We start from the raw sequence: 23,842 nt of genomic DNA, 5'->3' as shown, positions 1-23,842 counted from the left end.
CAAATCAGTATCTGTGCCGCCGAATCGGTATGCGTGTGGGTGGCGGAGGTGTCAACCTGGATATCTCAGAGTCAGTCCGCGTCCGCCGAAGGGTGTGCACATGGTCCGTCCGGAGGGAACCGGAGGCGGCTCCGCGCCGACGCGCGGCCGTGAGGCGACGCGCGCCCGCATCCTGGAGAGCGCCCGGGAGCTGTTCACCAGCGAGGGGTACGGCGCGGTCTCGTCGCGGATGATCGCCGCGCACGCGGGGGTCAACGTCGCCCTCATCAACCGCTACTTCGGCGCCAAACGCGGGCTCCTGACCGAGATCCTGCGCGAGGACGGCGTCTTCCCCGGGCTGATCGAGGGCGAGCCCGACACCCTCACCCGTCGCCTCGCCGAGCACGCCGTCGGCCGTCTGCACGGCGAGGGCACGGCGTTGCAGCGCGCGCTCGACCACTCCTCGGGGGACCCCGACCTCCAGGCCGTGTACCAGGGGCGGCTCAAGTCCGCCATGCTCGAACCCCTCTCCGCCTACCTCGGCGGCGAGGACGCGCCCGTGCACGCCTCGCTGGTGGCGGCCGTGCTGCTGGGGCTGACCCGGGTGCGGCTGATCGAGGGGGCGACGGCGCTGCGGGCGCACGACCGGGTGCGGCTCACCGACCGGGTCCAGGCCCTGTTGGACCTGTGCCTGGAGGAGTTCGAGGCCGACGACGGCTGACCGGGAACCGGCGCGCGATGCGGGACCGGCTCTGTCGGCACGTGCATCTGCCCGGGACGGTGCCCGTGCCGCGTCACGAGCGGTTTCCCGGAAGTAACAGGAAACAAACCTAACGATTCTGGTGGGTACGGCGTATCGTGGTCACACCGGAACACGGCCGGAGGCTCGCCGAACGGGTGCCGCGCGCACCGCGAACGGAGGAACAGTGCAGTCCGAGACCGTTCTCACCGGCGGACGCGTGGTCGACGGGACCGGCGTCCCCGCCCGCGCGGCCGACGTCGTCCTGGCGCGAGGCCGCGTCCGCCACCTCTCCCCGCCCGGGACCGTCCGGACCACGGGTGAGGTCGTCGACGTGGGCGGGCTCGTCGTCGCCCCGGGCTTCATCGACATGCACGCCCACTCCGACCTCGCCGTGCTCGCCGACCCCGCGCACGAGGCCAAGGTCCTCCAGGGCGTCACCCTGGAGGTCGTCGGGCAGGACGGCCTCGGCTACGCGCCCGTCACCGACGCCACCGCCGACGAGATCCGCGCCCGCATCGCCGGATGGAACGGCGCCCCCGACCTCGACCGCTCCTGGCGCGGTGTCGGCGAGTACCTGGACCTCGTCGACCGCGGCGCCCCCGTCAACGTCGCCTGCCTCGTGCCGCACGGCAATGTCCGCATGGCCGTCGTCGGCGACGGGGACCGGCCGCCCACGCCCGACGAGACCGAGCGGATGCGCGCGATCATCGCGCGGGGCCTGGACGAGGGCGCGCAGGGACTCTCCACCGGCCTGACCTACGCACCCGCGATGTACGCCGACGACGACGAGCTCGTCGACCTCCTCGAACCCGTCCGCGCGGCGCGCGGCTACTACTGCCCCCACCACCGCAACTACGGCTCCCGCGCCGTCGAGTCCTACCAGGAGTGCCTCGACGTCGCCCGCCGGGCCCACGTGCCCCTCCACCTCGCGCACTGCCACGTCAACTTCCCGCTCAACCGCGGGCGCGCCCCCGAGGTCCTCGACGCCGTCGACGAGGCCACCGTCCGCTACGGGCTCGACGTCACCCTGGACAGCTACCCCTACACGGCCAGCGCGACCTACCTCGCCGCACCGCTGCCCGGCTGGGTGCAGGAGGGCGGTGCGGCGGCCACCGTGGCGCGCCTGCGCGACGACGGAGTCCGCGTCCGCGTCCTGCACGAGATCGAGGTCGAGGGCACCGACGGCAACCACGGCGTCCCCCTGGACTGGTCCACCCTGGTCGTCACGGGGGTCGGCGACCCCGTGCTGTCGTGGGCGGTCGGCTCGTCCGTCGCCGACCTCGCCGACCGGCGCGGCGGCAAGCCCGGCGAGCTCTACCTCGACCTGCTCGTCGCCGACGGGCTGCGCTCCGGCTGCCTGATGGACGTCGGCAACGAGGAGAACATCCGCACGATCATGCGGCACAGCTCGCACACCGGGGGCAGTGACGGGATCCTGGTCGGGGAACGGCCCCACCCGCGCGGCTGGGGAACGTTCCCGCGCTACCTCGGCCACTACGCGCGCGACCTCGGCGTGTTCACGATGGAGGAGTGCGTCCGCCACCTCACCTCGCGGGCCGCCCGCAGGCTCGGCCTCACCGACCGGGGCGTGGTGCACGTCGGGGCCGTGGCCGACCTGGTGGTGTTCGACCCCGGCACCGTCGCGGCCGGAGCCACCTACGCCGAGCCCCGCCGTGCCCCGGTGGGGATCGAACACGTCCTGGTCGGAGGGGAGTTCACCGTCCGGGACGGCCGCCGGACCGACCGCCTGCCCGGCCGGTCCGTGCGCAGGGGGGTCAGCCGATGACGATGGCTCCGGCCAGGACCGGGACGCCGAACCGCACGGCCCCGTTGCCGGAGGCGAGCGCCCGGCTGCCCTGGCAGCTGGTGCCGGAGAAGAGCGCGAACCGGACGCCCGCCTCGGAGTCCACCTCCACGACTCCGCCCTGACCGGTCCGGAGCGTCCTGCAGCCGCCGTTGCGGACCGTCTGCTCGAACCCCGACTCGAACGTGACCCGCACGGTGGACGACGCGTCCTCCCTGTTGGTCAGCCCGGAGACCGCTCCGGCGATGGTGGCGGACATGGTGGCGAGGTTGGCTGGGCGGATCGGCACGGGGTTCCCCTCTTCGGCCGTGCCGGCGCGGGCACGGAGGTGGTTACTCTGTGTCATTTAGCTACAGGATCAGATGAAAGGGCGGGAGCTCCGACGGAGTGTCGGGCGATTGGTAGGCTCGGTCGGACCGAGCGGAGGAGGAGGTGCCCACTGTGACCGTTCTGCTCGCCGTGGCCGAGGCACTCCTCCTGGGCCTGTTCCCGACCGAACTCGTGCCCCTGCCGGGCGCCTTCGCCCTGCTGGCCGCCGTCGGCGCGGTCCTGGCCCTCCACTTCCTGGGCGCTCTCGCCCCCTGGCCCGCCGCCGACTCCGCGAGCGCGGTGGCGCGCGCGATGCGCCGCAGGTCGAAGCGCCTGCCCGTGCTCACCCTGTGCGACCCGGACGCGGCGGGCAGGCCCCGTCCCAGAGCCCCGGGACCGGCCCTTCCGGCCGCTCTCTGACCCCTCGCGCGCGTTCCGCGCGCCCGTTCTCCGAGCGGCCAGACGTCTGAACCACCCCACCCAGACGAAGGGCCTCACCCTTGTACGGATTCGGGCCGATCGCGGCCGCCGTGTCCCTGTTGTCGGCGGTGCTCGCCGCCCTGACCGCCTTCCTCGCTCCCCTCGTCGGAGGGCTCGCCGCCGGAGCCGCCGTCGTCACCCTCACGATCCTCGTCCGCCTGCTCCTCCTCCCGCTGGGCGTCGCCCAGGTACGGGCGGAGAAGGCCCGGGCCCGACTCGCGCCGCAGCTGGCCGAGCTCACCGCCACGTACCGCGACGACCCGGCCAGGCTGGTCGACGAACAGCGCCGGGTGTTCGCCGAGGCGGGGACCTCCCCGCTGGCGGGCTGCCTGCCGAGCCTGGCGCAGGCGCCGGTGCTCCTGTGCGTGTACGGGGTGTTCACCGGTGCGGCGGTGGCGGACGAGCCGCTGCTGGCGCACACCTTCCTCGGCGTCGAGCTCGGGGCGACCCTGGGCGCGAGCGCGGACGGGTTCCAGGCCGCCCCGGTGTTCGCGGTGCTGCTGGCGCTGCTCGCCCTGGTGGCGTGGGCCAGCCGCCGCTACCTCGTGCTGCCCGCCCTGGGGGCCGCTCCGTCGCCCATGGCGGGGGCGGTGTCGTGGATCGGCTTCACGACCGTCGTGTTCGCGGCCTTCGTGCCGCTGGCCGCGGGGCTGTACCTGCTGACCACGACCGCGTGGACGCTCGGCGAGCGCCTGCTGCTCCGGCGCCTGCTGCCTTGACGCGGGGCCCTCACCCCGCGGCGGCCTCCGACCGGGTCAGGCGGGCCACGAGGAGGAGGAACAGCCCGCGGGCGGCGACCAGGACCCACCCGGACGGGACGCGTGCGCGCGTCCCTCCGGGGCGGTTCCGGCGAGCGAACGTGCCGGAACCGCACGCCGCCCGGGTCAGAACGCCACGGTGACGCAGGCGAGGCGGTCTCCCGCGGTGCCCGCCTCACCCGGTTCGGTCATGGTGTGGTGGTCGTGGAGGACGAACGAGTTGGCCTCGCCGTCGCGGAACTCCCACGGGACGGTGGCGGCGGCGAAGCCGTTCCCGCCGTCGTCGCTGGTGAAGTCCAGCCACACCTCGTTCTCGGGGTTGGCGTAGGCGGGGTCGGTCGACGGCTCGCCCCCGCCCGCGGCCGGGTCCGCCTCGTTCTGGTAGTGCGGACCCGCGTCCGCGGGGTCCTCGCCGCAGGGCTGGGTGTGCACGTGCGCGCCGAAGTCGCGGTCGGCCTCCAGGCCCGTCCCGGTGAACTGCACGTACGTCTCGCCGTTCTCGACGCGGACCTGGATGTCGGAGGTGGCCCCCTCCGGGACGGCGGTCTCGTCGTAGGTGATGGCGGCCTCGCTCTGGCCGGGCGGCATGAAGATCGACGCGGTGACGCTCGGGGAGGCCGTCGGGCGGAGGGTCGGGGCGTCCGTCGCCGTGCCGTCCCCCTCGGTGTCCGTGCCGTCGCCGGCGCATCCGGCGGTGACGAGCGCGGTCAGTACCAGACCGACGGTGAGCGAGGTCGTGCGCATGACGGGACTCCCGGTGTGATCGCTGTGGTCCACCGCAACGTTACCCAAGGTGTCCCGAGGATAACTAAACGTGCGAATCGCGGTGCGTCGGGGGCGGGAAGGGGGACCTGAGGTCGAAGGCCTCGGGGGAGGGGCCGTTTTCGCGCAACAGGTCGAGTCGACGCCCGCTCTCCTCGACGGAGGGGATCGTACCGGCAGGAATCCACCACAGCACCATGTACGCCTGCCGCATGTGCTCGAACCACTCGCGCCGGCGGCGGAGGAAGTCCAGGTGCTCGGTGCGGTAGGAGAAGTTCCACAGGGCGTCGACGTCCTCCCACACGGAGAAGTTCAGCAGGACGTCGTCGCCGAAGGGGCGCAGGTGGGTGGCGTCCTTCTCGCCGTCCTCCCTGAGTCGCCAGACGAAGCCGGGGGAGGCGTCGGCGAGGGCGTTGACGGGGTCGAGGGCGTCGGCGAAGTCCTTCATCGAGGGGTCGTCGAGCGGCGCGCGGAGGACGGCGATGTTCAGCTGGGCCAGGTGGTACGCGGGGGCGGAGGTGTCCATGGGGCACAGGACACCACGGCGGACACTTCTATGTCAATCCTCATTGTTTTTGGAAACCACCACGCAGCACCGGCCCCGGGCGGGGTCCATCCGGGCGCGCCCGCCGTCCTCGCCCCGCGCCTCCAGCGCCCCCCGCAGCAGCGCCAGGTTGAGCCCGCAGGCCAGGGGCGGGAACTCCCGGGCGAGTGCGTGGAACGGGCAGTTCCTCAGCCGGAGGCCGTCCCCGGTGTCCTCGGGCTCGTAGCCGCGCTCCCGCAGGAACTCCGGCAGCGGAGCGGCGTCGCTCGCCGCGCCGATCCGCCGCCCCTCCGCCGTGGCCGCGCCGTGCAGGGCCTCCTCCGCCCCGTGCCGCTCGACCGCCTCCGCCAGCAGGCGCGCGGCCAGCTGGTAGTCGCGGGGCGGCAGGTGCAGGGACAGCTCCCGCTCCGCGCGCCGGTAGAGCTTGGCGGGGCGGCCCGAGCCGGGACCCTCGCGCCCGCTCACCTTGCGCCGCGTCACCTCCAGCAGGCCCGCGTCCACCAGCCGGTCGAGGTGGTGGGCGGCCAGGGTGCGCTGGAGTCCGAGCGCGTCGGCGGCACGGCCCCGGCTGACGTCGTCGTCCGAGGCGGCGACGTACTCGTACAGTCGGCGCCGCACGGGGTCGGCGAGGGCGTGGGCGGCGTCGATCGAGGCGTGGTCCATACGACCATTCTGCGTCCGCCGCCCGACCCGCCGCGGGGTGGCAGACTGGAGTCGACCCACGACCCCTGCTGAACAGGCGACATGCGAACCATCAGACGCGGCGGCGAGCACGAGACCGAGATCCGGAAGTCCCGGTTCATCTGCGCGCTGGCCAGGGTGGACAGCGAGGAGGCCGCCCGCGACTTCATCGCCGAGCGGCGCAGGGAGCACTGGAACGCCAACCACAACTGCACGGCCTACGTGCTCGGCGAGGACGGCGGCGTCCAGCGCTCCAGCGACGACGGCGAGCCCGGCGGCACCGCCGGGGTGCCCATGCTGGAGGTCCTGCGGCACCGCCGCCTCACCGACACGGTCGCCGTGGTCACCCGCTACTTCGGCGGGGTGAAACTCGGCGCGGGCGGCCTCATCCGCGCCTACGGGAACGCCGTGTCCGCCGCCGTGGACGAGTTCGGGGTCCTGGAACGGCGGCGGCTGCTGGTCGTGGACGTGTTCGCCGACTACGTGCTCGGCGGTCGGCTGGAGAGCGACCTGCGCGACTCGCCGCTGGTCGTGCGCGACGTCGCCTACGAGGACCGCGTCCGGATCGAGGTGGCCCTGCCCGAGCCCGATCTGCCCGGCTTCGGCGTCCGCCTGGCCGAACTGACGGGCGGCAGAGCGGAGTACGGGGTCCGGGGCAGCACGGTCGTCGAGGTGGAGCCCGGCGCCGACGGTCCCGCGGCGCCCTGACCGCGAGGCGCACGCCACGGGCGGTCCCCGACGCTTACACCTCCGTAACGAGTGGACGCCCGCCCGTGTCGCCGCGATGGGGCCGACCTAGGATTTGCCGTATACGTCATCGTTCGTGGGGAGTCACCGTCCATGCGCAGCCCACGCGTGCCCCAGGTGCTGTCCTGTGGTCTCGCGGTGCTGTTGGCCGCGGGGTGCACCACCGACCCCGAACCCGAGGGTCGGCCCGCGCCGGAACCCGAGGGTCCGCCCTCACCGCTTCCGACCTCCTTCGACGGAGAGGCGCCGCCGGGGATCGACGGCGCCGTCCTGCGCTTCCTGCACGGCGACGAGGCGGACGTCCACGAGATCTTGGACGACCCCCTGGGCGTGCGGATCAGCCCCGTCGGCGCGGCCTTCCTCATCAGCTCGGGCGGCGCCGACCGCCACCTGCTGCACGACGCCGCCACCGGCGGGACGCTCTGGGAGGGCGAGGCGCGGTTCCGGGGATTCGACACCGACCTGTCCGGCGCGACGGTCATGCGGATGACGGACGACGACGGAGCCTTCGTTCTGGACGCCCTCGGAGAACGCGTGTGGGAGGCCGCCGAGGAGGGCGACACCTACCTCGACGGCGTCACCGTCCGGTACCCCGACGGGTGGAGCTTCGACGCCCCCGAGGGCGACTACGCGGTCCTGGACACCGAGGGCGCGACCCTGTGGGAGTACGCGTTCGACGCGCCGGCGCCCGCGGACGACGAGTCCCCGACCGGTTCGGGCGGGGAACCCGCCGAGGAACCGGAGGAGGACGCCGAGGACGGCGGCGACCGGACGGACGAGGACGCGCCCGTGGCGGGCGTCCCCGTCGCGGCCTGGGACGGCGGAGTGCTGATGGCCTCCGGCGGCCCCGTCGTGCGCGCCGCGTCGCTGGACGGGGACGCGGCCGGCGAGGAGCTGTGGTCGGTCAGCGGGGTCGACGAGGACCTGGGACGCCCCGCCTCGGCTCCGGCCCCGGTTCCGAGCGTCCTCGGCCTGTACACGCTGCCCGGTGAGGCGGACGAGGGCGCCGACGGCGCCGGACCCGGCGCGGACGTCGTGGTCGTGCGCTGGGCGGGTCGCGAGGAGCCGTCCACGCTCGCCGCCTACGACCGCGGCGACGGCGGGCTCCTGTGGGCCCTGGAGGAACCCGGCCCCAACCCCGTCGGCGAGCCCTTCGACCCGGCGGAGGCGGCGGGCAGCCTCTACGACGGCACCACGGGCACCCTCCTGCTGCCCCAGGCGAGCGGGGAGGCGACCCTCGTCGCCGTCGACCTCGCGGAGGGCGACGTGCTGTGGGGGCTGGAGGAGGACGACGTGTCGATCTCGCCGGCCTTCGCGCACGGGGGCCTCGTCTTCGCCGACTCCCGCACCAACGACGGCGCGGACGAACAGCTGGTCCTGGAGGCGCGGACGATGGACGTCGTCGCCGACGAGCTCTCCGCGTACGTGGAGGCGGTCAACGACAGCGGACACGCCATCCTCGTGCGGGACCGGCAGCGCTTCGTCTTCGGTCCGCGGCCGGACGAGGAGCCCACGGCGGAGCCGACCGACGGCGCGTCGGACGAGCCCAGCTGAGATCCGGGGGAAACCGATCGGCCGCGGCGCACGTCGGACGGACAGAGGAGACGCCGATCCCCCGGAAGTGAGCACCGTGTCGCATCCCCACCCCGCAGCACCGCGCCACCGCCAACGGGTCACCGTGGCCCCGCTGGTGCGCCTGTTCGGCTTCCTGCTCCCCGTCCCGTTCGTCGCCCTGTCCACGGCCTTCTACCTCCGGTACGAGGCCGGACCGGCGACGGCGTACGTGCTCGTGGTGCTGGCGGCCGGGGTTCTCGTGAGCCTGTGGATCTCCCGGGTCGCCTCGGTCCGGATCCAGGTGCGCGACGGGGTGCTGACGCTGTCGAGGATGCCGTTCCTGGAGGCGGTGGCCCCGTTCCTCGGGGAGGTCGGGGAGAGCCGGCACGCGCGGCTGCGCGCGGACGCGATCGTCTACGCGGGCGGGGCGCGCTTCCGCCTGCGCGACATCACGCTCCGCACCGACGGGAACTTCACCAAGCGTCGCCCCGGCCAGGGGATGGAGTTCGTGACCGGGGACGGCGACTACCTGATCGCGCGCGTCCGCGACGTCGAGGGGCTCAAGCGCGCCCTCCTGGCGCACGGCACGCACCCGTCCGCGCTCCGGGCCCCGTTCCCCCGGGGGATCGGGAGCCCGGACACCCTCCGCGAGGCACGCCGGCCGTACCCGGACCGACAGCCCCCGTACGGCCGCTGAGGAGGCGCGCCGCGGGTCCTCAGCCCAGGGTCCGCGGAGCGCCCGGCCGGTTGCCCGTCACGGCTCTCCGCATCCCCGACAGAGCCTGCCGGGCCCTTCCGTCCCTGTGGGTTCCCCCGACGGCGTCCCTCAGACGGTGCCCGGTGTTGGTGTAGAGCTGGGGAGGGCCCTGGCGGACCTCGCCGCCCGGCCGCGCCCCCTGGCCCGCCTCGACGGACTCGAAGCCCGTCAGGGCGCGCACGTGGCTGAGCTGGTGGCTGATCGAGAGTGAGGTGATCGCGGCGTCGAGCGCCTTTCCGACGACCGAGGGCAGGCCGCGGAGTCCGGGGGAGCGGAGGAGGTCACGGATCCTCCGGGCCTTCCCCAGCGCCCTCCCGGCCTTTCTCTGCGCGGCCTTGGCGACCGCGGACGACTTCTCGTACTGACCGCTGAGCCTGAGGTTGTCGACGTAGTCACGGACGACTTCCAGCGTCCGCGGATCGCCGGGCCCGTACAGACGGGCGGACGCGCGGTAGGCGGTCTCGCGCAGCGGCTCGGCCTCCGCCGCCCTGCCGCGTGCCTCCAGGAGTCCGGCGAGCATCGTCGCGTTCAGGATGCCGTGGAACGTGGGCGCCCAACCGGTGAACCGTGTGTGGATCTCCCGGGCGACCGCCTCCGCCCTGCCGTACTCCTTGTCGTCGAGATGCTGCTTGCACCTGTCGAGGAGCTCTTCGGTGCTCCGGAACTCCGACCGGGTCGTGCCGTCCGTGGACCTGCCGTTCGCGAAGGTCTCGCGGTCCTCGCGCGCGAGCCGCTCCACCTCGGCCGCCACGGCCTCCTCGGCGCGGGCCTGGGCGACCTGGACCGTCGCTCCGTCGGCGTCGCCGAGCGCGTCGAGGACCCTGTTCACCGCGTCCCTGCACTCCCTCACCGACGCGGAGCGGTGGGGATCCGCGGAGAACCCCTCGAACGCGGACAGGTACATCTGGAGTGCGTCGCGGGGGCGGTCGGCCTGCTCCAGCAGGCGCGCGATCGACTGCTCGATGTCCGCGCGCCTCGTGCGGAACGCGCGCTCCCGGTAGTCGGACGCGCGCAGCCGTTCGGCATGGACCGCCGCCGCGGCCAGCGGATGCCCCCTGTCCAGCAAGGCCTCGGCCAGACCGACCAGATTTCCGTGATCGCGGGCCCCGTGGGGGAACGCCGTGCGCCGGGCGGCGTCCCACGTGGTCGTCGCGTTCGCCTGTCGGGCGCTCCAGGCGTCGATGGCCCGTTCGACGAGGTCGCCGGGGATCGCGGAGAAGGCGGCGCGCGGGTCGAGTAGTTCGAGGTAGGCCGCCGCGACCCCGTCGAGCGCGGCGCGGCGCTGGTCGGTGGTGGCGGGGAGGGGACGCGGTTCTGGCACTGGGGGTCCAATCCGTCGGGGGGAGTCCGGGGCTGGGGACAGCTGCGACCGCCTGTTGAGGGGATGGTAGTCGCTCGGGAGGCGTCGCGCCGTCCGTCGGCGCCCGCACGTTCGTCGCGCGGCGGCACCTGCCCCCCATGAGACCCCTTGACCCGGTGGCGGGTTCTCGTCGAAGATCGGCCATCGGTACGGGGCGCCGAAGGGCCGCACGGTCACGATCTTGCAGACAAGGAGGCCTCATGGCCGACGACGACGGCAGTGGGATCCGGGGCACGGAGGACATCGCCCGCATGAGTCCCCGAGAGTTGTCCGCCCGCAGGAGGAACGCGCAGCGCGACTCTCCGAGGGAAGTGGCGGCCCGAGAGAAACGCGACAGGGAGTCGGAATCACGGCACCGACGTGCGGATCTCGAATCCAGGCTGCGCAATATCGGCGAGAACAGCCCCGGGCGCGGCAGGTGATCCGCTGACAGCGGTCGGCCCTCGGTAGGCGGGGCGATGCCGGGACGCTGTCGCCACGGCCCACACGAATGCGGAAGACCGGCGCCGCGACCAGGAACCACACCCCTCCTATTTGCCCGGCAATGTTGTGGGGCAACGGATACGAAGGAAGCAAAGAATGGGCATTTTCACCCCTAAGCCGATGCCTGAGAACCCGACGCCTGGAAACAGCAGTCAGAAATCAGGGTCGAGTAAGTCGAATGAGGGAAAGAAGCCCAGTCTCTGGGAGAGGTCGCTCACACCTAAGGAGATGCCCAAGAACGAGAAGCCTGCCGGTGAAAAGCAAGTTCCTGGCCGTGAAATGGGTGAGAGCGCCGGAGCTTTGCGGCGTCGTTATTTCACGGGAATCTCCAGCAAGAAAAAGAATACTCCGTGACCAGAGGCTCCGCGGGCCGCACGGATGACGGCTAGGCGTCGGACGGCCCCTCCCTGCCCCGAGGGCACGTCGGTGACGTCGTCCAGCCCAGCGCCTCCAGACGCGGGCCCGACGCGCTACGCTCCCTGAGCCGGGCGGGAGGCGACGCCCCCGGGAACTTCTCCGTTCCTCCGAGCATCAAGGTTGACGGCGGCACGTCGGACGGGTCCATCCGCGCCTTCGTGCCCTCCGCCGCACACGGGGAACGTGGTCAGGAGGCACAGCATGAGGAGGAACGGCCGTCGGGAGGAACCGGCCTCGCCGGTTCCGGGCACGCACTCCCTGACGACGCTGTACCGCGGTGACGACGCGGTGCTGTACCAGGGAGAACTGGACTTCGACGGCGCTTCCGTGGTGGCCAAGGTCCTCGGGAGTCGGCCGATCGAGGGCAGACGGGACGAGACCGGCCTGTGGGAGGAGCTCTCCCTCAGCCCCGGCGTCCAGCCGCTGCTCGGCGCCGGCACCACCGAGGCGGGGTGGCCGTACCTGTTGATGGAGTACGCCCCCGACGGCAGCTACGAGGACTTCCTCCGGCGCGGGACCCCGATCCCCGTCGACGAGGCCGTCCGGGTGGGCGCCGCCATCGCACGGGCACTGGCCGCCGTGCACGGACTGGACCTGCTGCACCACGCGGTGACCCCGGCCAACATCCTGCGGACCGACGCCGGTCCGACCCTGATCGACTTCGGTTCGGCGCTGCCGACGGACCACCCGTTCCCGCCCGTGTACCACTCGCGGGCGACGTTGCGGAACGCTCCGCCCGAGGAGCTGCGCGGCGCCCGTCCGAGCCCGGCGTCGGACGTCTACCGGCTCGCGTCCACGGTGTGGACCCTCCTGGCGGGGCGCGCGCCGTTCGACGACGAGGACGCGCCCGTCGGCCTGGAGGAGTACCGGACGCGCCTGCTCACGGCGCCTGTGTCCGACCTGCCCCGTGAGGACGTGCCGGACTGGCTGAACGCCGTCCTGCGCCGGGCGCTGGTCAAGGACCCGGACCAGCGGATTCCGAGCGCGGAGGAGTTCGCCGAGGCGCTGCGGCTGGAGCGGTCGCCGTCCGGCCCCGACCCCGACGCCGGGCTCGTGCCTGCCTCCGACGAACCCGCTTCCGACGTGCCCGCTTCCGACGAGTCCGCCGAGGAGGGCGCTGAGGTCGAGGCCGACCGGCTCGCGCCGGTGACCACGCTGGGCGAGACCGCGAAGGAGGACCAGGGGGAGACGCCCTGGTGGGAGGAGGCCGACGCCACCGCGCCGGAGGACGAGAGGCCGACCGAGCCCGACGCGGCGGTCCCGTGGTGGGAGGACCCCGACGACGCGGAGCCGGAGGGCACCGAGCCGACGCCGGTGATCCGGCCGGCGGAGGCAGCCGGGGACGCTCCGTGGTGGGAGAGGTCCGTGGGCACGGAGCCGCTGGGCGAGCCGTCGGCCGAGCCCGACGGGGAGCTGTCCTGGTGGGAGGAGCCCGAACACAGCGATCCGGTGGGCGGGACGTCCGCGGAGCCGGACGGTTCCACCGGGGCCGATGACGCCTCCGCCGACGGGGTGTCGACGCGGGAACGCGAGGCGGACGGGGAACCTCCCTGGTGGGAGGACCCGGAGCCCGGCCCCGCGCCCGCGGCGGAGCGGCCCGCGCCCGCGGCCCCGCCCGAGGTCCGCACGCCGTCGGGCGCCGACGGGAACCCGCCCGCCGAGCCGGAGGACGCCGACCGGAAGCCCGCCCGGGAGGCGCCGGGCGACGCCGTGCCGTCCGGCCCCGCCACCCCCGCGCCGTCCCACCCCGCCCCGCCGCCTCCGCCGCCGTTCGGACGTCCCGAACCGCCCGTCCGGCCAGCGGAACCGGTACGCCCGAGGGCCCAGCCCCCCGCACCGGCGCCGTGGTCGGCCGGCGAACCCGCCGACTGGCGGCCGTCCTCCGGGATCGGCGGCGACCCCACGGACCCGGACGAGCGGCGCACGAGGCTGACGGGCGTGCTCACGCTGGCGGGCCTCGTGGTCCTCGTGGTCGTGACCCTGGGAGCGGGCGGCTACGTCCTCGTCAGCTCCTTCGCGTCCTCCGGGGCTCCCGAGAACGCGCCGTCCGACGTCGCCGAGGGCGGGGAGAGCACCGAACCCGCGGTGGAGGAGGGGGAGGCCCGGCCCGAGACCGGCGCGGACATCGCTCCCACGGATGTGGCGGTGGTCGACGAGTCCTTCAGCGTCTCCCTGACGTGGACCGACAACACCGGCGGCGACACCCCGCACTACGTGGTGGGCGGACCGGTCGGCGGCGCGTCGTCGTCGATGGCGGACGTGGAGAGCGGCGCGGCCGAGGTGGAGATCAGCGGGCTCAACCCCACCGTGGAGTACTGCTTCCGGGTGGTCGCGGTGGAGTCCGCCGAGGTCCTCGCCCCCTCGGCGGAGGTCTGCACCGACCGGAGCTGACCTGGGACAGGTGGTGCGTTTCCTGCCGGGAGGGGACAAATGACCCGATGATCCCTATGATGTACCCCACCTCGCGCTTCATCTCCTGTTCAGCAAGGCTTTCCGCGGGGCACACTTCTCACACGTTCACCGGGGATCCCTGCTCTCGACCCCCGCTGACAGTGGACGCTTCGCCTCCGTGAGCGCGGTCGCGCCGAAGCGGTCCGTCGTCTTCCGCTGGTCGCGTCGAAGGGCTACCACACCAATGGATCTGGCGTCGTTGGGGCAGTTGGGGTCGGCCCTGTGGGCGATGATCTCGTCCTCGCCCATCTACCTGAACCTCCTGGGCGGGGCGGCCGTCGGCGTGTTCTGGAAGTCGTACCTGGACACCGCCATGGCCAAGAACGATCTCCAGGGCCACGAGATCCACGCCTTCAACGACGAGCAGGCCAGGGAGGCCCGGCGACAGAAGGCGAAGAACACACCCGCCTACCTGAGGGTCGCGGACCTCGACAACATCTACGTCCAACGCGTGAGCCGGGTCGCCACTACGATCCGGACCGCGGTGGAGAACATCGGCCAGCACCTCACCAACCTGTGGTCCATCCCCTTCCACAGGAAGGCGATCACGGGCTACCTCGCCAAGAAGGAGGGGCAGGACCGCGTGCAGGACTTCCGGGACAGGGAGAGTGTCGCCGCGCGCCACGGAGTCGCCCTCAAGGGGCAGCTCACAGCGGCGAGCGGTGGCGCCGAGAACAGAAGGTCGAAGCTCTCGTGAGCCGTTCGGGTCCCCGACCCGGGAAGTCTCAGTCGGATCAGTCGAAGGTGGGTCCATGTTGTCCGTGGTCTGTGCGGTCGTCCTGCTCCTCTACGCCGCCAGGTTCGTCGTGACGGAACTCCTGGACAGGTCCGGAGTCCATCCCAGGAGCCTTCCGGACTTCCACGACACCCTCAACGAGACCCGCTGGTCGGAGCTGAGGGAGAACCCCCTGAGCATGGGCAGGAGCGCGGTGCTGGAGAAGAGCGCGGTCCTGGACAACATGGTCGGGATGGCCAACTACCGCACGTTCTCGGACGCGGAGGAACTCGCCCCGGACCTCTCGGAGAAGGCCGAGGCGCGGATCGCGGAGTACTCCGCCATGGTCGCCGAGCTCGACGGGGAGATCGCCGACTCCGTGGAGCGGGAGCAGAAGACGAGCTCCACAGGCGGTGCTGGGCGAACCGAGGAGCGCCGGCGGGTGTCCATGCGCTACGTCCACGCCGCGTGCATGGCCGTGCTCGTGGCACTGCTCGTCAGCGCCTTGTTCGTCGGGTGACCGATCCCTCTGGACACGACCCGGCCGTAGGGCGGGAGGAAGACCTTGTTTGAGTTCTTTTCGGGCCTCGGCGGCACGCTGGGGACGGTGCTGTCCACCTTCGCGGCGACGATCGCCAACCTGGGCGCGTTCGGCTTCGGCGTGTACGCCGCGAGGGCGGCCAGCAGGTACCTGCCCATCAAGAAGGCGAAGTCGGATCACGACCTCCACGAGCTGACCGAGAACGAACGCGTCAGAATCCAGGAGATCGCCCGGCAGATCAACACCGAGGTGTGGAACCGGGAGGAGTTCCCCCTCACCGAGTCCGCCGCCAGGATGGAGGGCGAGGCCATCACCCTGGAGGCCTCGACCAACCTGCTCATCCTCGAACGCCAGCTGGGGGTCGTGAACGCGGTCGTGGAGAACCTCCGTGCCCACGGCCTCACCGACCAGACCTTCGAGGAGATGATGCGGCCGGGGTCCACCGTCACGATCAGGCCGCTGCTGCCGAACACGCCGGTCCTCGCCGGAGAGGTGATGGATCGCCTGGCGAAGCGGACGGGGCTCGGTGCGGCCGAACTCCAGAGCCTGCTGCACGAGTCCAAGCTCTCGGAGCGGACGCTGACGCTCATCGCGAACGGGGAGCGGTTCTCCAGGGACGACGCCGCCGCTCTGGCGCGGGAGTCACAGGCTCCGGCGGCGGTCCTGAGGGGAGTGGCCGGTCTGAGGCGGGGCGGGTTCCAGCGGAACAGCGTCTCCCCGGACGACATGAGGACCCTGATCGAGGCGTCCAGGTACCAGCCCGAGGACCTTCTCTCCGTGGAGGAGGTCAGGGCCACCGAGAGGAGCATCGCCGCCGTACGCGACAACCTCGACCTCATGGACCGGCACATCAAGGACGCCTACAACATCCTCGGGATGGACATCCGGTTCGGCGCCCGGGACGCCCTCGAACAGGGCAAGCTGCCCGACTTCGAGAACTGGGTGAGCAACATCCTGGCCGACTACCCGAAGACCATCGAGGACATCGTCAGGAACAACGGCATGGAGGCCGGGGAGAAGATCCTCACGACGCTCAGGGAGACCGGGCACCTCACCCTGTCGGGCGCGGCGGCGAGGCAGTTCCACAACGACACCGGTAAGACGCTGGACGGGGACCAGAAGGCACGTCAGGGCCGGAACCTGTCGCCCTCGCCGGACCCGCGCGGGCTCGTCGAGTTGCGTCGCGGGGGTCTTCTGTCCAGGATCACCAGGCGGGCGGGTCGCTGACATGAGGACCCCGACCCCGACCCCGACCCCGATCCCGTCGACACCCGACCCGGCAGGCCCGCCGAACGGCCGCGCACTCCCGCCGCTCCGCCCGAAGGACCACCCCGATGGACATTGACCAGCTCGCCTTCTACGTCTTCTTCCTCACGGCCGCGGTCATCGCGGGGAACTCCTTCCTGAGGATCCGCCAGCGCGGTCTCTTCGACGCCGGGCTGGGCGTGCGCAACGAGGGGACACGGAGGAGGCAGAACGTCGCCTCGGCCGCACTGCGCGTGGAGAGGGAACTCATCGACCGCAAGGAGCGGGTCGTCGAGGCGCTGGCGAACGACACGACCGTGCCTGACGGAACCGAGGCCATCGCCGAGGAGCACGGCCTGCGCCGAGAACTGGAGGCGCTGAACGCGTCCTTCGAGGAGCGGCGGACCAGGGCGGACGAGGAACTCGAACGCATCGACGCGGAGACCGAGGAGGAGCTGGCGCGCTACCGCCGGCGCCGGCGCACGGCGCTGGCCGCCGACGCCGTGCTCCTCGTCCTGTCCGTCGCCGCGATGGTCGCCCTGGTGGCCGCGGCGCTTCCCCTCTTCTCCTGACGCGCGGACCGGTCGGAGCGGCCGTCCGGCCGCCGGGACGCCGCCCGCACGGCCGCTCCCGGGTCGGCTCCCGCGGCGACCGGATCAGGTCAGCCAGCGGTTGGTGATCGGCAGGCGCCGGTCCCGTCCCAGGTTGCGTTTGGTGATCTTCGGGCCCGGCGGGTAGTGGCGGCGCTTGTGCTCGGCCCGGTCGACCAGCCTGATCACGTGGCGTACCAGGTCCGCGTCGAAACCCGCGGCGACCAGCGCGGCGGCGCCCTGGTCGGTGCCGATGTAGGCGTCCAGCAGCGCGTCGAGCACCTCGTACGCCGGAGGCACCGGAACCTCCGGGGTCACCGTGTCCCACGCTCCGATCGGGTCGCGGCTGACGGAGCGCCCGGGGATCGGCGGGATCCTCCCCTCCTTGGCGTCGCGGGCGTTGCGCCAGTGGGCCAGCTCCCACACCAGGGTCTTCCAGCAGTCCTTGAGCGGCGCGTAGGCGCCCACACCGTCGCCGTGGTGGACGCACATCCCGGTCGCCAGCTCGCTCTTGTTCCCGGTCGCCAGGACCAGGTGCCCCTCCTCCCGGGACAGGGCCAGGACGAGCGCGCCCCTGGCCTGGGTCAGCCGGTCGCGCCGCCCCGGTCCCTCCACGGCGACGGCCGACTTCAGCGCGTCGATCAGCTGGTGCACGGGGTAGAGCCTGCGGGTGAGTCCCAGCCGCTTGATCAGGTCCTCGGCGTCGCCCAGCGCCCCGTCTCCGGTGTCCGGGCCCGGCATGAGCACGGCGTGCACGTTGGCCGCCCCGACGGCGTCGGCGGCGATGGTGGCGGTGAGCGCGGAGTCGACGCCGCCGGAGACGCCCACCAGGACCGAGGTGAACCCGTTCTTGCGGACGTGGTCGCGCACGGCGGTGACGAGCGCGGTGTAGACCTCGCCGAGGTCGCTCAGGGGGTCGCGCCGGGGGGTGAGCACGGGTCGCCGCGCCTCGTAGGGCGCCAGGGGCTGGTCCGACACGGTGTACCGGACGATCCGGAAGCCGCCCGTCCGCTCCAGCTGGTCCGAACCCGGCAGCGCCCGGGGCAGGCGCACGTCCGTGACCAGGAGTTCCTCCTCGAAGTGCGCGGCCCGGGCGACGAGCTCCCCGTCGGCGTCGACGATGAGGGAGTCGCCCTCGAAGACCAGGTCGTCCTGGCCGCCGGTCATGTTGACGTAGCCGATGGCGGCGCCGATCTCGCGTGCGCGCCGCTGGCACAGTCCGAGCCGCACGTCGTCCTTGTGCCGCTCGTAGGGGGAGCCGTTGAGGGTGATGAGCATCCCGGCCCCGGTGTCGGCCGCGGCGGCGACGGGGCCGCCGTCCTGCCACAGGTCCTCGCAGATGGCGAAGGCGATGTCGACGCCGTGCAGCCGTAGGACGGGGAGGGTGTCCCCGGAGACGAAGTAGCGGAACTCGTCGAAGACGCCGTAGTTGGGCAGGTGGTACTTGGCCGACGCGAGGCGGATCCGGCCGTGGTGCAGCACCGCGAGCGAATTCTGCGGGGCGCCCGAGGGTTGGCCGAACCGGGGGCCGGGCCCTTCCCTCCGGCTGAGGAAGCCGACGACCACCGGAAGGTGTCCGAGACCCTCCGCCGAAAGGCGTTCCGCGAGGGCATGAGTGGCTTTGACGGACGCGGAGACAAAGGCGTCCCGTAGGGCGAGATCCTCGACCGAGTATCCCGTCACGACCATCTCGGGAAAAACGACGAGATGGGCTCCAGCGTCACTCGCGAGGCGAGCGTGCGCGACGACGCTGTCGCAGTTACCTTCCAGGTCACCCACGGTCGGGTTGGTCTGGGCCAGAGCTATACGAAGTTGTACCACGGCGGCGACAGTAGCGAACGAGTTAACACGCCCGCAACATGTCTCGATTGCATAACATCGAATTCTCGGGTGGTCGCTGAGCGTGTGCGTATAGCCATTCCCTGTCGCCTTGGCGGTATTGTGGATGTGATTCGCGTCACAACAGAATTCCGCTCTGGTCGGGCGCGTTCCGGGATGGCACCGCGTTCCGCATTCGGTGGGACGCGGTCCCGTTTCGGAGGAAACGCCCGTTCAGCACGTCCTTCCCGGGCCGGTGTCGGTGTTCCGTGCCAGGCCCGCTCCGCCCCTCGTGCCCCGTGGTGCGTGCCGAGGGGCCGAGTGGTGGGGGTCATGGCCACTCGTGATCTATCTTGCGTTCGCGTCGGATTTGCCGTTTCCTGGTCCGCGGCCCGAACCACCCCCACGGGTCTCCAGGTGACTCGCGGCGATGACCTCGGCGGATCGGTCACCCCGTGTCCGGAAGCAGATCAGACCACGCACACCCGCCCTGCCCCCCGCGGGACATGAATCGGTCGCGGAGCGAGACAACGCCGTCTCCGCCGACGACGAAGGGAAAGTCCCCCTGTGGATGCCGTGAACGAGGGCATCGTCGCCTTCAACGATGTGTTCTGGGCGTACCTGCTCATCCCCCTGCTGATCATCCTGAGCCTGTACTTCACGGTCCGCTCCGGCGCCGTGCAGTTCCGTCTCGTCCCGGAGATGTTCCGCGCCATGCGCGGCGACCCCGGTCTCGCGGCCGACGGCGGCAAGCCCATCTCCGCGTTCCAGGCCTTCGCCGTGTCGGCCGCCGCCCGCATCGGCACCGGCAACATCGCCGGCGTGGCCACCGCGATCGCCCTCGGCGGCCCCGGCGCCATCTTCTGGATGTGGGCCATGGCGCTGCTGGTCGGCGCCGCGAGCTTCGTCGAGTCCACCCTCGCCCAGCTCTACAAGTCACGGGGCAAGGAGGGCTACTACGGCGGCCCCGCCTACTACATGGAGTACGGGCTCCGGTCCAGGTGGATGGGCGTGCTCTTCGCGATCATCATCACCGTGACCTTCGGCCTGGTGTTCACGAGCGTGCAGAGCAACACCATCGCGGCGGCCATCTCCAACACGGTCTCCACCGCCACGGGGAACGACGCCGCCTCGTGGATCCCCTACGCCGTGGGCGTGGTCCTCGCCGCCGTCACCGGCGTCATCATCTTCGGCGGCGGGCGCCGGGTCGCCAAGACCGCGACGCTGCTGGTGCCGTTCATGGCCGGGGTCTACCTCGTGATGGGTCTGGCCGTGGTCGCGATGAACATCGGCCAGGTCCCCGCCGTCCTGGCCGAGATCGTCACCCACGCGTTCGGCCTGCGGGAGATCGCCGCGGGCGGCATCGGCACGGCGATCGTGCAGGGCATGCGCCGCGGCATGTTCTCCAACGAGGCGGGCCTGGGTTCCGCGCCCAACGCCGCCGCCAGCGCCGCGGTCAGCCACCCGGTCAAGCAGGGCCTCGTGCAGACCCTGGGCGTCTACTTCGACACGCTGATCGTCTGCTCCACCACGGCGTTCATCATCCTCGTCTCCAACCCCACCTACGGCGCGGAGGCCGGTCCCACGCTCACCCAGAACGCGCTGGAGGCCAACCTCGGTTCCTGGGCGCTGCACCTGCTCACGCTGATCATCCTGCTGGTGGCCTTCACCTCGGTCCTCGGCAACACCTTCTACGGTGAGGCCAACGTCAGCTACCTGACCCGCAACCCCGCGGCCATGACCGGCTTCCGGGCGGTGGTGATCGTGGTGACCTTCCTCGGCGCGATCGGCTCCGGCGGCGTCGTCTGGACCCTGTCCGACACCACCATGGGGCTCATGGCCCTGGTCAACCTGGCCGCGCTGGCCTTCCTGGCGCCGATCGCGTGCCGACTGCTCAGCGACTTCGTCCAGCAGCGCAAGCAGGGCAAGGACCCGGTGTTCACCAAGGACACCATGCCCGAGCTGGCCAACGTGGAGTGCTGGGAGCAGGAGGACGTGGAGCGCTTCCGCGGGAACACCACCACGGTCTGACCGTCCCGGACCGGTGTTCCCCTTCCCCGGGTGTGGCGTGACCCCAGCGGCGCCACACCCAGCCGTGCCCGGTGCGTCCCCGTCTGACGAGGGCGGACCGGGCCGGTCAGAACAGCGTCGCGACCGCCGCGGCCATGGAGCCTCCGGCCACCAGCGAAGCCGCCCCGACGCACGCGACGTCCAGCCACCGGGCGGCGTCGCGCCGGCGTTCGGCCAGCTTCCGCCGGTCCTCGAACTCCGCCCGCAGCCGATCGACGCGCCACTTCTCCTCGGAGTCCAGACGCGCGAGGTCCCGGTCGAGATCCGCCACGACCCGCACCGGGTCGGGGAGGTCGGCGGCCGTCGCCCCGGAGCCGCCCAGACGGGCGCCCTCGCGCACCTGGGCGCTCGCTGTGTCCACCAGCGCGTACCGGCGCTCCAGGAAGCCGCGGCGCAGCGCGTGCTCCTCAGTCTGTCCGTCCCTGCCGAGCAGCGCCGACGGGTGGTCGAACCGGTGTCCCCGGACCCGTCTGACCGACTCGGAGGCGACCCAGACGCAGACCGCCACCGCCGCGACCGCCACCAGCAGCGTGACGACGTCACCCACGTCGAGTGTGCCCATCAGCGCTTCCTCCTCCACGTCTCACGGTTTCGGTCCCGAGGGCCGCGGGACCCTCTGGCGGGCCTTCTCGACGTTCAGGCGCCGCGGCATCTCGGGTCGGCCCGTCCCCCTCTGCCTCTGCTTCTCCAGAGCCGCGGTCAGGGTCGTCGGAACCTCCTTGAGCGGGTCGGATCCGGACACCGTCCCCGGGGTGCGTCCACGGCTCAGCCCCTCCCCGGCGCGATCGGGCCGGTCCGGGCTCTCCGCGAGTAGATCGCGTCCGAGCGGCACCGCGTGTGTGAGCGCGTGGATGCGCCGCTTGTCGACGCGGTCCGGTCGGCTCAGCTCAGCCCTGATCGAGGCGACCTCGCCCTCGGTGATCGCGACCGGGGTGGACAGCGGGCCGCTGATGCCGAGTTCGTCGCCGTTGACTCTGAACCACTCCAACTCCTGGATCAGACGCCCGAGTTCGGCCGCGTCCTCCCGCGCCCGTGCCGGGGGACGGCTGACGTCGACCGTCGGCCCAGCCGCGCCGTCACGGAGCAGCCCGACGTCCCGGAGCACGTCGAACCCTCTCCGGTGCTGGCCCAGGGCCGCGTTGAAGGACTGCGCCGACCGGCGGGCGGAGGCCTCCGCCGCCCGCTGCCGCTCCAGGATCTCGTCGGCGGTGCGGCCCTGGGTTCCCGCCTGCTCCGCGCTCTGGGCCCGCGTGCGCAGTCCGGGCGCCTTCACCTCGGTCTCGAGGAGCAGCGCGTTGGCCCGGGCGCGGATCCGTTCCGCCTCCGCCCTGACGTGTTCGACCTTGGAACGGCCGCCCTCGCGTGCCTTCTCCAGACTCCGGCGGAACACGACGACGGCGGAACCGAAGACCGTTCCCAGGACCGCCCCGGCCGCGATCAACCACTCCACTGGTCAGTCCCCTCCCACGCGTCGCCGGATCGGGCGGGGCCGGAGGCCCCGGGCGTCTCCAGGTCGGAGAGCGCTGATCGGATCCGGCGCTCCTCCCGGTCGAACGCACTCCGCAGGGCCTCACGACCCTCGGGCGCCTCACCCCCGACGGGCGCCCGCGCCGCCTCCTCAGCGGCGGCCGACAGCAGATCGCGCCACGCCCGCACGTGCCCCGTGGACGCGCCGAGGTCGCCCGACCGCTCCAGGGCCCGCTCCGCGTCCGCTCTCGCGTCCGTCTCGGTCCACCCCCGCGGCGGATGCACACGGCGGGCCGCGTGGAAGCCGCTCAGCGCCCACCGGGCCGTGGCGAGCAGCCCCGCCGCGAGCGCGATGACGATGGCCTCGGTCACATCCGCACCCCCTTGCCGCTGCGCGTGGCGGGCCCGGGCGCGCGCTCACCCCTGAACGGCCGGGTGAGGCCGCGGCGCGCGCTCCGCAGGACGCCGCGCACCCCCCTGGTCCGGTCGTGGTCCAGCACCCGCCCGGAGACCTGCTCGTAGTCCCGCAGCGTCTCCAGGTAGGTCTGGACGAACCTCGCGCGGGTCTGGGCCTCGCTCTCGGCCCGGCTGACCAGCTGCGTGCGTCTCTCCAGGTCCTTGTCCACGGGTTTGTGCGCGGAGTCGTACGCGCTCAGAAGAGCCTCGAGGTACCTGACCTCGGTCACGCGGGGGTCCCGCATCACCCGCATCTCGTAGGCCTTGGCGTCCGCGAGTTCCCGGTCCGACTCGCTGCGTCCCTCCCAACGGGCGCCGAGGGCGACCGAGGCGACGAGGACACTGGTCGCGCTGATGAAGGCGGAGCCGAGCGTCATCACCAACTGGAGGGGGTCCACCCGCGCGCCTTCCCGGTCCGTCCATCCCCGCGTTCGCGGGCCGGGACATGTCTACTGGGACGGGTGGACGGGACCTTCCTCGACGGGGATCGGCACGGCGACCGCCGGGTGAACAGTCGGGAACCACGAGAAAGGGACCGCGGAGTCCCCGCGGTCCCTTCGTCATGTCCGTCCTACGCGATCACCACTCGTCCTCGAACCAGCCCTCGGGGGCGGGTTCGGCGGGCAGCGGTCGCGGTTCCTGGTGGCGGCGCGACGTGCACTCCCGGAACGGACCCGTGTCACCGAGCAGGATGTTCATCTGGAAGTCCAGGTGGTCGCGGTACCAGACGGCCATGCCGGTGCCCGCCTCCCAGCGCAGCACCTCCCACGCGTGCCACAGCGCCTGGAACCGCGAGACCGCCTCGGCGTGCCGCCACCACTCCTTGCACCAGCGGAACTGGCCGCCCTCGGGACGGACGTAGACCGGCAGGAACCGCAGGCGGACGAACTCCTCGACGTTCTTGAACACCGGCTCCGGAGCCGGTTCGTCCTCGATCCCGTCGCCGTCGCCGCCCGCGTCCACCCCGGCGACCGCGGCGGTGACGTCGGGGGCCTCCGAGGTGAGGCCGGGCGCCCCCGGGCTCAGCCGCTCCGCGTACTCGGGCTCCCCCCACACGCCCTCGGGGAGTTCCGTCTGCCCGCTCACCTGCTGGTTCTGCTCAGCGCTCATGT

The 23,842-nt window shown here is 72.3% G+C and carries 26 protein-coding genes; 15 read left to right on the top strand and 11 right to left on the bottom strand.

Annotated features, from left to right (window positions below; all coding sequences use genetic code 11):
• Positions 1 to 100: 100 nt before the first annotated feature.
• Both ACIBFB_RS07300 and ACIBFB_RS07295 read left to right on the top strand, forming a co-directional pair.
• Positions 101 to 700, top strand: coding sequence for a TetR/AcrR family transcriptional regulator (locus ACIBFB_RS07300; RefSeq protein WP_397227254.1), 600 nt, complete (start codon positions 101 to 103; stop codon positions 698 to 700).
• Between the two features lie 205 nt (positions 701 to 905).
• On the top strand, positions 906 to 2,507 hold the full coding sequence (locus ACIBFB_RS07295; protein ID WP_397227252.1) for an amidohydrolase family protein: 1,602 nt from the start codon (positions 906 to 908) through the stop codon (positions 2,505 to 2,507).
• On the opposite strand, the gene ACIBFB_RS07290 is transcribed toward ACIBFB_RS07295, so the two are convergent.
• Complete coding sequence (locus ACIBFB_RS07290) at positions 2,497 to 2,814, bottom strand: hypothetical protein (protein WP_397227250.1); 318 nt, start codon at positions 2,812 to 2,814, stop codon at positions 2,497 to 2,499. The genes ACIBFB_RS07295 and ACIBFB_RS07290 overlap by 11 nt on opposite strands.
• 152 nt (positions 2,815 to 2,966) lie before the next feature.
• On the opposite strand from ACIBFB_RS07290, the gene ACIBFB_RS07285 reads away from it, so the two are divergent.
• Together ACIBFB_RS07285 and yidC are read left to right on the top strand one after the other, a co-directional pair.
• A complete protein-coding gene (locus ACIBFB_RS07285) occupies positions 2,967 to 3,254 on the top strand; it encodes a DUF6412 domain-containing protein (protein ID WP_397227248.1) in 288 nt (95 codons plus the stop codon).
• An 80-nt stretch (positions 3,255 to 3,334) separates the two neighbouring features.
• Positions 3,335 to 4,033, top strand: a complete 699-nt coding sequence (yidC, locus tag ACIBFB_RS07280; RefSeq protein ID WP_397227246.1) for a membrane protein insertase YidC — start codon at positions 3,335 to 3,337, stop codon at positions 4,031 to 4,033.
• A 165-nt stretch (positions 4,034 to 4,198) separates the two neighbouring features.
• On the opposite strand, the gene ACIBFB_RS07275 is transcribed toward yidC, so the two are convergent.
• The 3 genes from ACIBFB_RS07275 to ACIBFB_RS07265 all read right to left on the bottom strand — a co-directional run bounded on the left by ACIBFB_RS07275 (position 4,199) and on the right by ACIBFB_RS07265 (position 6,041).
• Positions 4,199 to 4,816: a superoxide dismutase family protein gene (locus ACIBFB_RS07275; RefSeq protein ID WP_397227244.1), complete on the bottom strand. Its 618-nt coding sequence runs from the start codon at positions 4,814 to 4,816 to the stop codon at positions 4,199 to 4,201.
• Between the two features lie 64 nt (positions 4,817 to 4,880).
• Positions 4,881 to 5,360 (bottom strand): DUF3291 domain-containing protein, encoded by a 480-nt coding sequence (locus ACIBFB_RS07270; RefSeq protein ID WP_397227242.1) that lies wholly within the window; start codon positions 5,358 to 5,360, stop codon positions 4,881 to 4,883.
• A 33-nt stretch (positions 5,361 to 5,393) separates the two neighbouring features.
• Positions 5,394 to 6,041, bottom strand: a complete 648-nt coding sequence (locus tag ACIBFB_RS07265) for a helix-turn-helix transcriptional regulator (protein ID WP_397227240.1) — start codon at positions 6,039 to 6,041, stop codon at positions 5,394 to 5,396.
• 81 nt (positions 6,042 to 6,122) lie between these two features.
• Between ACIBFB_RS07265 and ACIBFB_RS07260 the strand changes: the two genes are divergently transcribed.
• The 3 genes from ACIBFB_RS07260 to ACIBFB_RS07250 all read left to right on the top strand — a co-directional run bounded on the left by ACIBFB_RS07260 (position 6,123) and on the right by ACIBFB_RS07250 (position 9,057).
• Entirely contained in the window at positions 6,123 to 6,767 is a 645-nt protein-coding gene (locus ACIBFB_RS07260; protein ID WP_397227238.1) for a YigZ family protein, read from the top strand.
• A gap of 132 nt (positions 6,768 to 6,899) precedes the next feature.
• Entirely contained in the window at positions 6,900 to 8,360 is a 1,461-nt protein-coding gene (locus ACIBFB_RS07255) for a hypothetical protein (RefSeq protein WP_397227236.1), read from the top strand.
• A 76-nt stretch (positions 8,361 to 8,436) separates the two neighbouring features.
• A complete protein-coding gene (locus ACIBFB_RS07250; protein ID WP_397227234.1) occupies positions 8,437 to 9,057 on the top strand; it encodes a hypothetical protein in 621 nt (206 codons plus the stop codon).
• A 19-nt stretch (positions 9,058 to 9,076) separates the two neighbouring features.
• Here the strand turns inward: ACIBFB_RS07250 and ACIBFB_RS07245 are convergent, their stop codons facing one another.
• Positions 9,077 to 10,438 carry a hypothetical protein gene (locus ACIBFB_RS07245; protein ID WP_397227232.1) on the bottom strand — a complete coding sequence of 454 codons (1,362 nt, stop codon included), beginning with the start codon at positions 10,436 to 10,438 and terminating at the stop codon, positions 9,077 to 9,079.
• Between the two features lie 239 nt (positions 10,439 to 10,677).
• On the opposite strand from ACIBFB_RS07245, the gene ACIBFB_RS07240 reads away from it, so the two are divergent.
• The 7 genes from ACIBFB_RS07240 to ACIBFB_RS07210 all read left to right on the top strand — a co-directional run bounded on the left by ACIBFB_RS07240 (position 10,678) and on the right by ACIBFB_RS07210 (position 16,901).
• Positions 10,678 to 10,899 carry a hypothetical protein gene (locus ACIBFB_RS07240; protein WP_397227230.1) on the top strand — a complete coding sequence of 74 codons (222 nt, stop codon included), beginning with the start codon at positions 10,678 to 10,680 and terminating at the stop codon, positions 10,897 to 10,899.
• Positions 10,900 to 11,188: 289 nt separating this feature from the next.
• The gene (locus ACIBFB_RS07235) at positions 11,189 to 11,314 is read left to right on the top strand and encodes a hypothetical protein (protein ID WP_397227228.1); all 126 of its coding nucleotides are present in this window, start codon (positions 11,189 to 11,191) and stop codon (positions 11,312 to 11,314) included.
• Positions 11,315 to 11,578: 264 nt separating this feature from the next.
• Positions 11,579 to 13,768 carry a protein kinase gene (locus tag ACIBFB_RS07230; protein ID WP_397227226.1) on the top strand — a complete coding sequence of 730 codons (2,190 nt, stop codon included), beginning with the start codon at positions 11,579 to 11,581 and terminating at the stop codon, positions 13,766 to 13,768.
• 244 nt (positions 13,769 to 14,012) lie between these two features.
• On the top strand, positions 14,013 to 14,525 hold the full coding sequence (locus ACIBFB_RS07225; protein WP_397227224.1) for a hypothetical protein: 513 nt from the start codon (positions 14,013 to 14,015) through the stop codon (positions 14,523 to 14,525).
• A gap of 55 nt (positions 14,526 to 14,580) precedes the next feature.
• A complete protein-coding gene (locus ACIBFB_RS07220; RefSeq protein WP_397227222.1) occupies positions 14,581 to 15,063 on the top strand; it encodes a hypothetical protein in 483 nt (160 codons plus the stop codon).
• A gap of 45 nt (positions 15,064 to 15,108) precedes the next feature.
• The gene (locus ACIBFB_RS07215; RefSeq protein WP_397227220.1) at positions 15,109 to 16,311 is read left to right on the top strand and encodes a hypothetical protein; all 1,203 of its coding nucleotides are present in this window, start codon (positions 15,109 to 15,111) and stop codon (positions 16,309 to 16,311) included.
• 107 nt (positions 16,312 to 16,418) lie between these two features.
• Positions 16,419 to 16,901, top strand: coding sequence for a hypothetical protein (locus tag ACIBFB_RS07210; protein WP_397227218.1), 483 nt, complete (start codon positions 16,419 to 16,421; stop codon positions 16,899 to 16,901).
• 84 nt (positions 16,902 to 16,985) lie between these two features.
• Here ACIBFB_RS07210 and ACIBFB_RS07205 read toward each other — a convergent pair whose 3' ends face one another.
• Entirely contained in the window at positions 16,986 to 18,740 is a 1,755-nt protein-coding gene (locus ACIBFB_RS07205) for an NAD+ synthase (RefSeq protein WP_397227216.1), read from the bottom strand.
• A gap of 564 nt (positions 18,741 to 19,304) precedes the next feature.
• Between ACIBFB_RS07205 and ACIBFB_RS07200 the strand changes: the two genes are divergently transcribed.
• On the top strand, positions 19,305 to 20,768 hold the full coding sequence (locus tag ACIBFB_RS07200) for an alanine/glycine:cation symporter family protein (RefSeq protein ID WP_397227214.1): 1,464 nt from the start codon (positions 19,305 to 19,307) through the stop codon (positions 20,766 to 20,768).
• Positions 20,769 to 20,874: 106 nt separating this feature from the next.
• On the opposite strand, the gene ACIBFB_RS07195 is transcribed toward ACIBFB_RS07200, so the two are convergent.
• From ACIBFB_RS07195 to ACIBFB_RS07175, 5 genes are all read right to left on the bottom strand, one after another.
• The gene (locus tag ACIBFB_RS07195) at positions 20,875 to 21,369 is read right to left on the bottom strand and encodes a hypothetical protein (protein ID WP_397227212.1); all 495 of its coding nucleotides are present in this window, start codon (positions 21,367 to 21,369) and stop codon (positions 20,875 to 20,877) included.
• A 21-nt stretch (positions 21,370 to 21,390) separates the two neighbouring features.
• Positions 21,391 to 22,257 (bottom strand): hypothetical protein, encoded by an 867-nt coding sequence (locus ACIBFB_RS07190; protein WP_397227210.1) that lies wholly within the window; start codon positions 22,255 to 22,257, stop codon positions 21,391 to 21,393.
• Entirely contained in the window at positions 22,245 to 22,646 is a 402-nt protein-coding gene (locus ACIBFB_RS07185) for a hypothetical protein (RefSeq protein ID WP_397227208.1), read from the bottom strand. Before ACIBFB_RS07185 ends, ACIBFB_RS07190 begins: the two co-directional genes overlap by 13 nt.
• Entirely contained in the window at positions 22,643 to 23,128 is a 486-nt protein-coding gene (locus tag ACIBFB_RS07180) for a hypothetical protein (protein ID WP_397227206.1), read from the bottom strand. Before ACIBFB_RS07180 ends, ACIBFB_RS07185 begins: the two co-directional genes overlap by 4 nt.
• Positions 23,129 to 23,309: 181 nt before the next feature.
• On the bottom strand, positions 23,310 to 23,840 hold the full coding sequence (locus ACIBFB_RS07175; RefSeq protein ID WP_397227204.1) for a DUF4913 domain-containing protein: 531 nt from the start codon (positions 23,838 to 23,840) through the stop codon (positions 23,310 to 23,312).
• Positions 23,841 to 23,842 lie beyond the last annotated feature (2 nt).

The organism is Nocardiopsis sp. NPDC050513 (assembly GCF_044457925.1).
GTDB lineage: Bacteria > Actinomycetota > Actinomycetes > Streptosporangiales > Streptosporangiaceae > Nocardiopsis.
The sequence above is the reverse complement of the archived record's forward strand: the minus strand, read 5'-3'. Positions and strand labels throughout refer to the sequence as shown.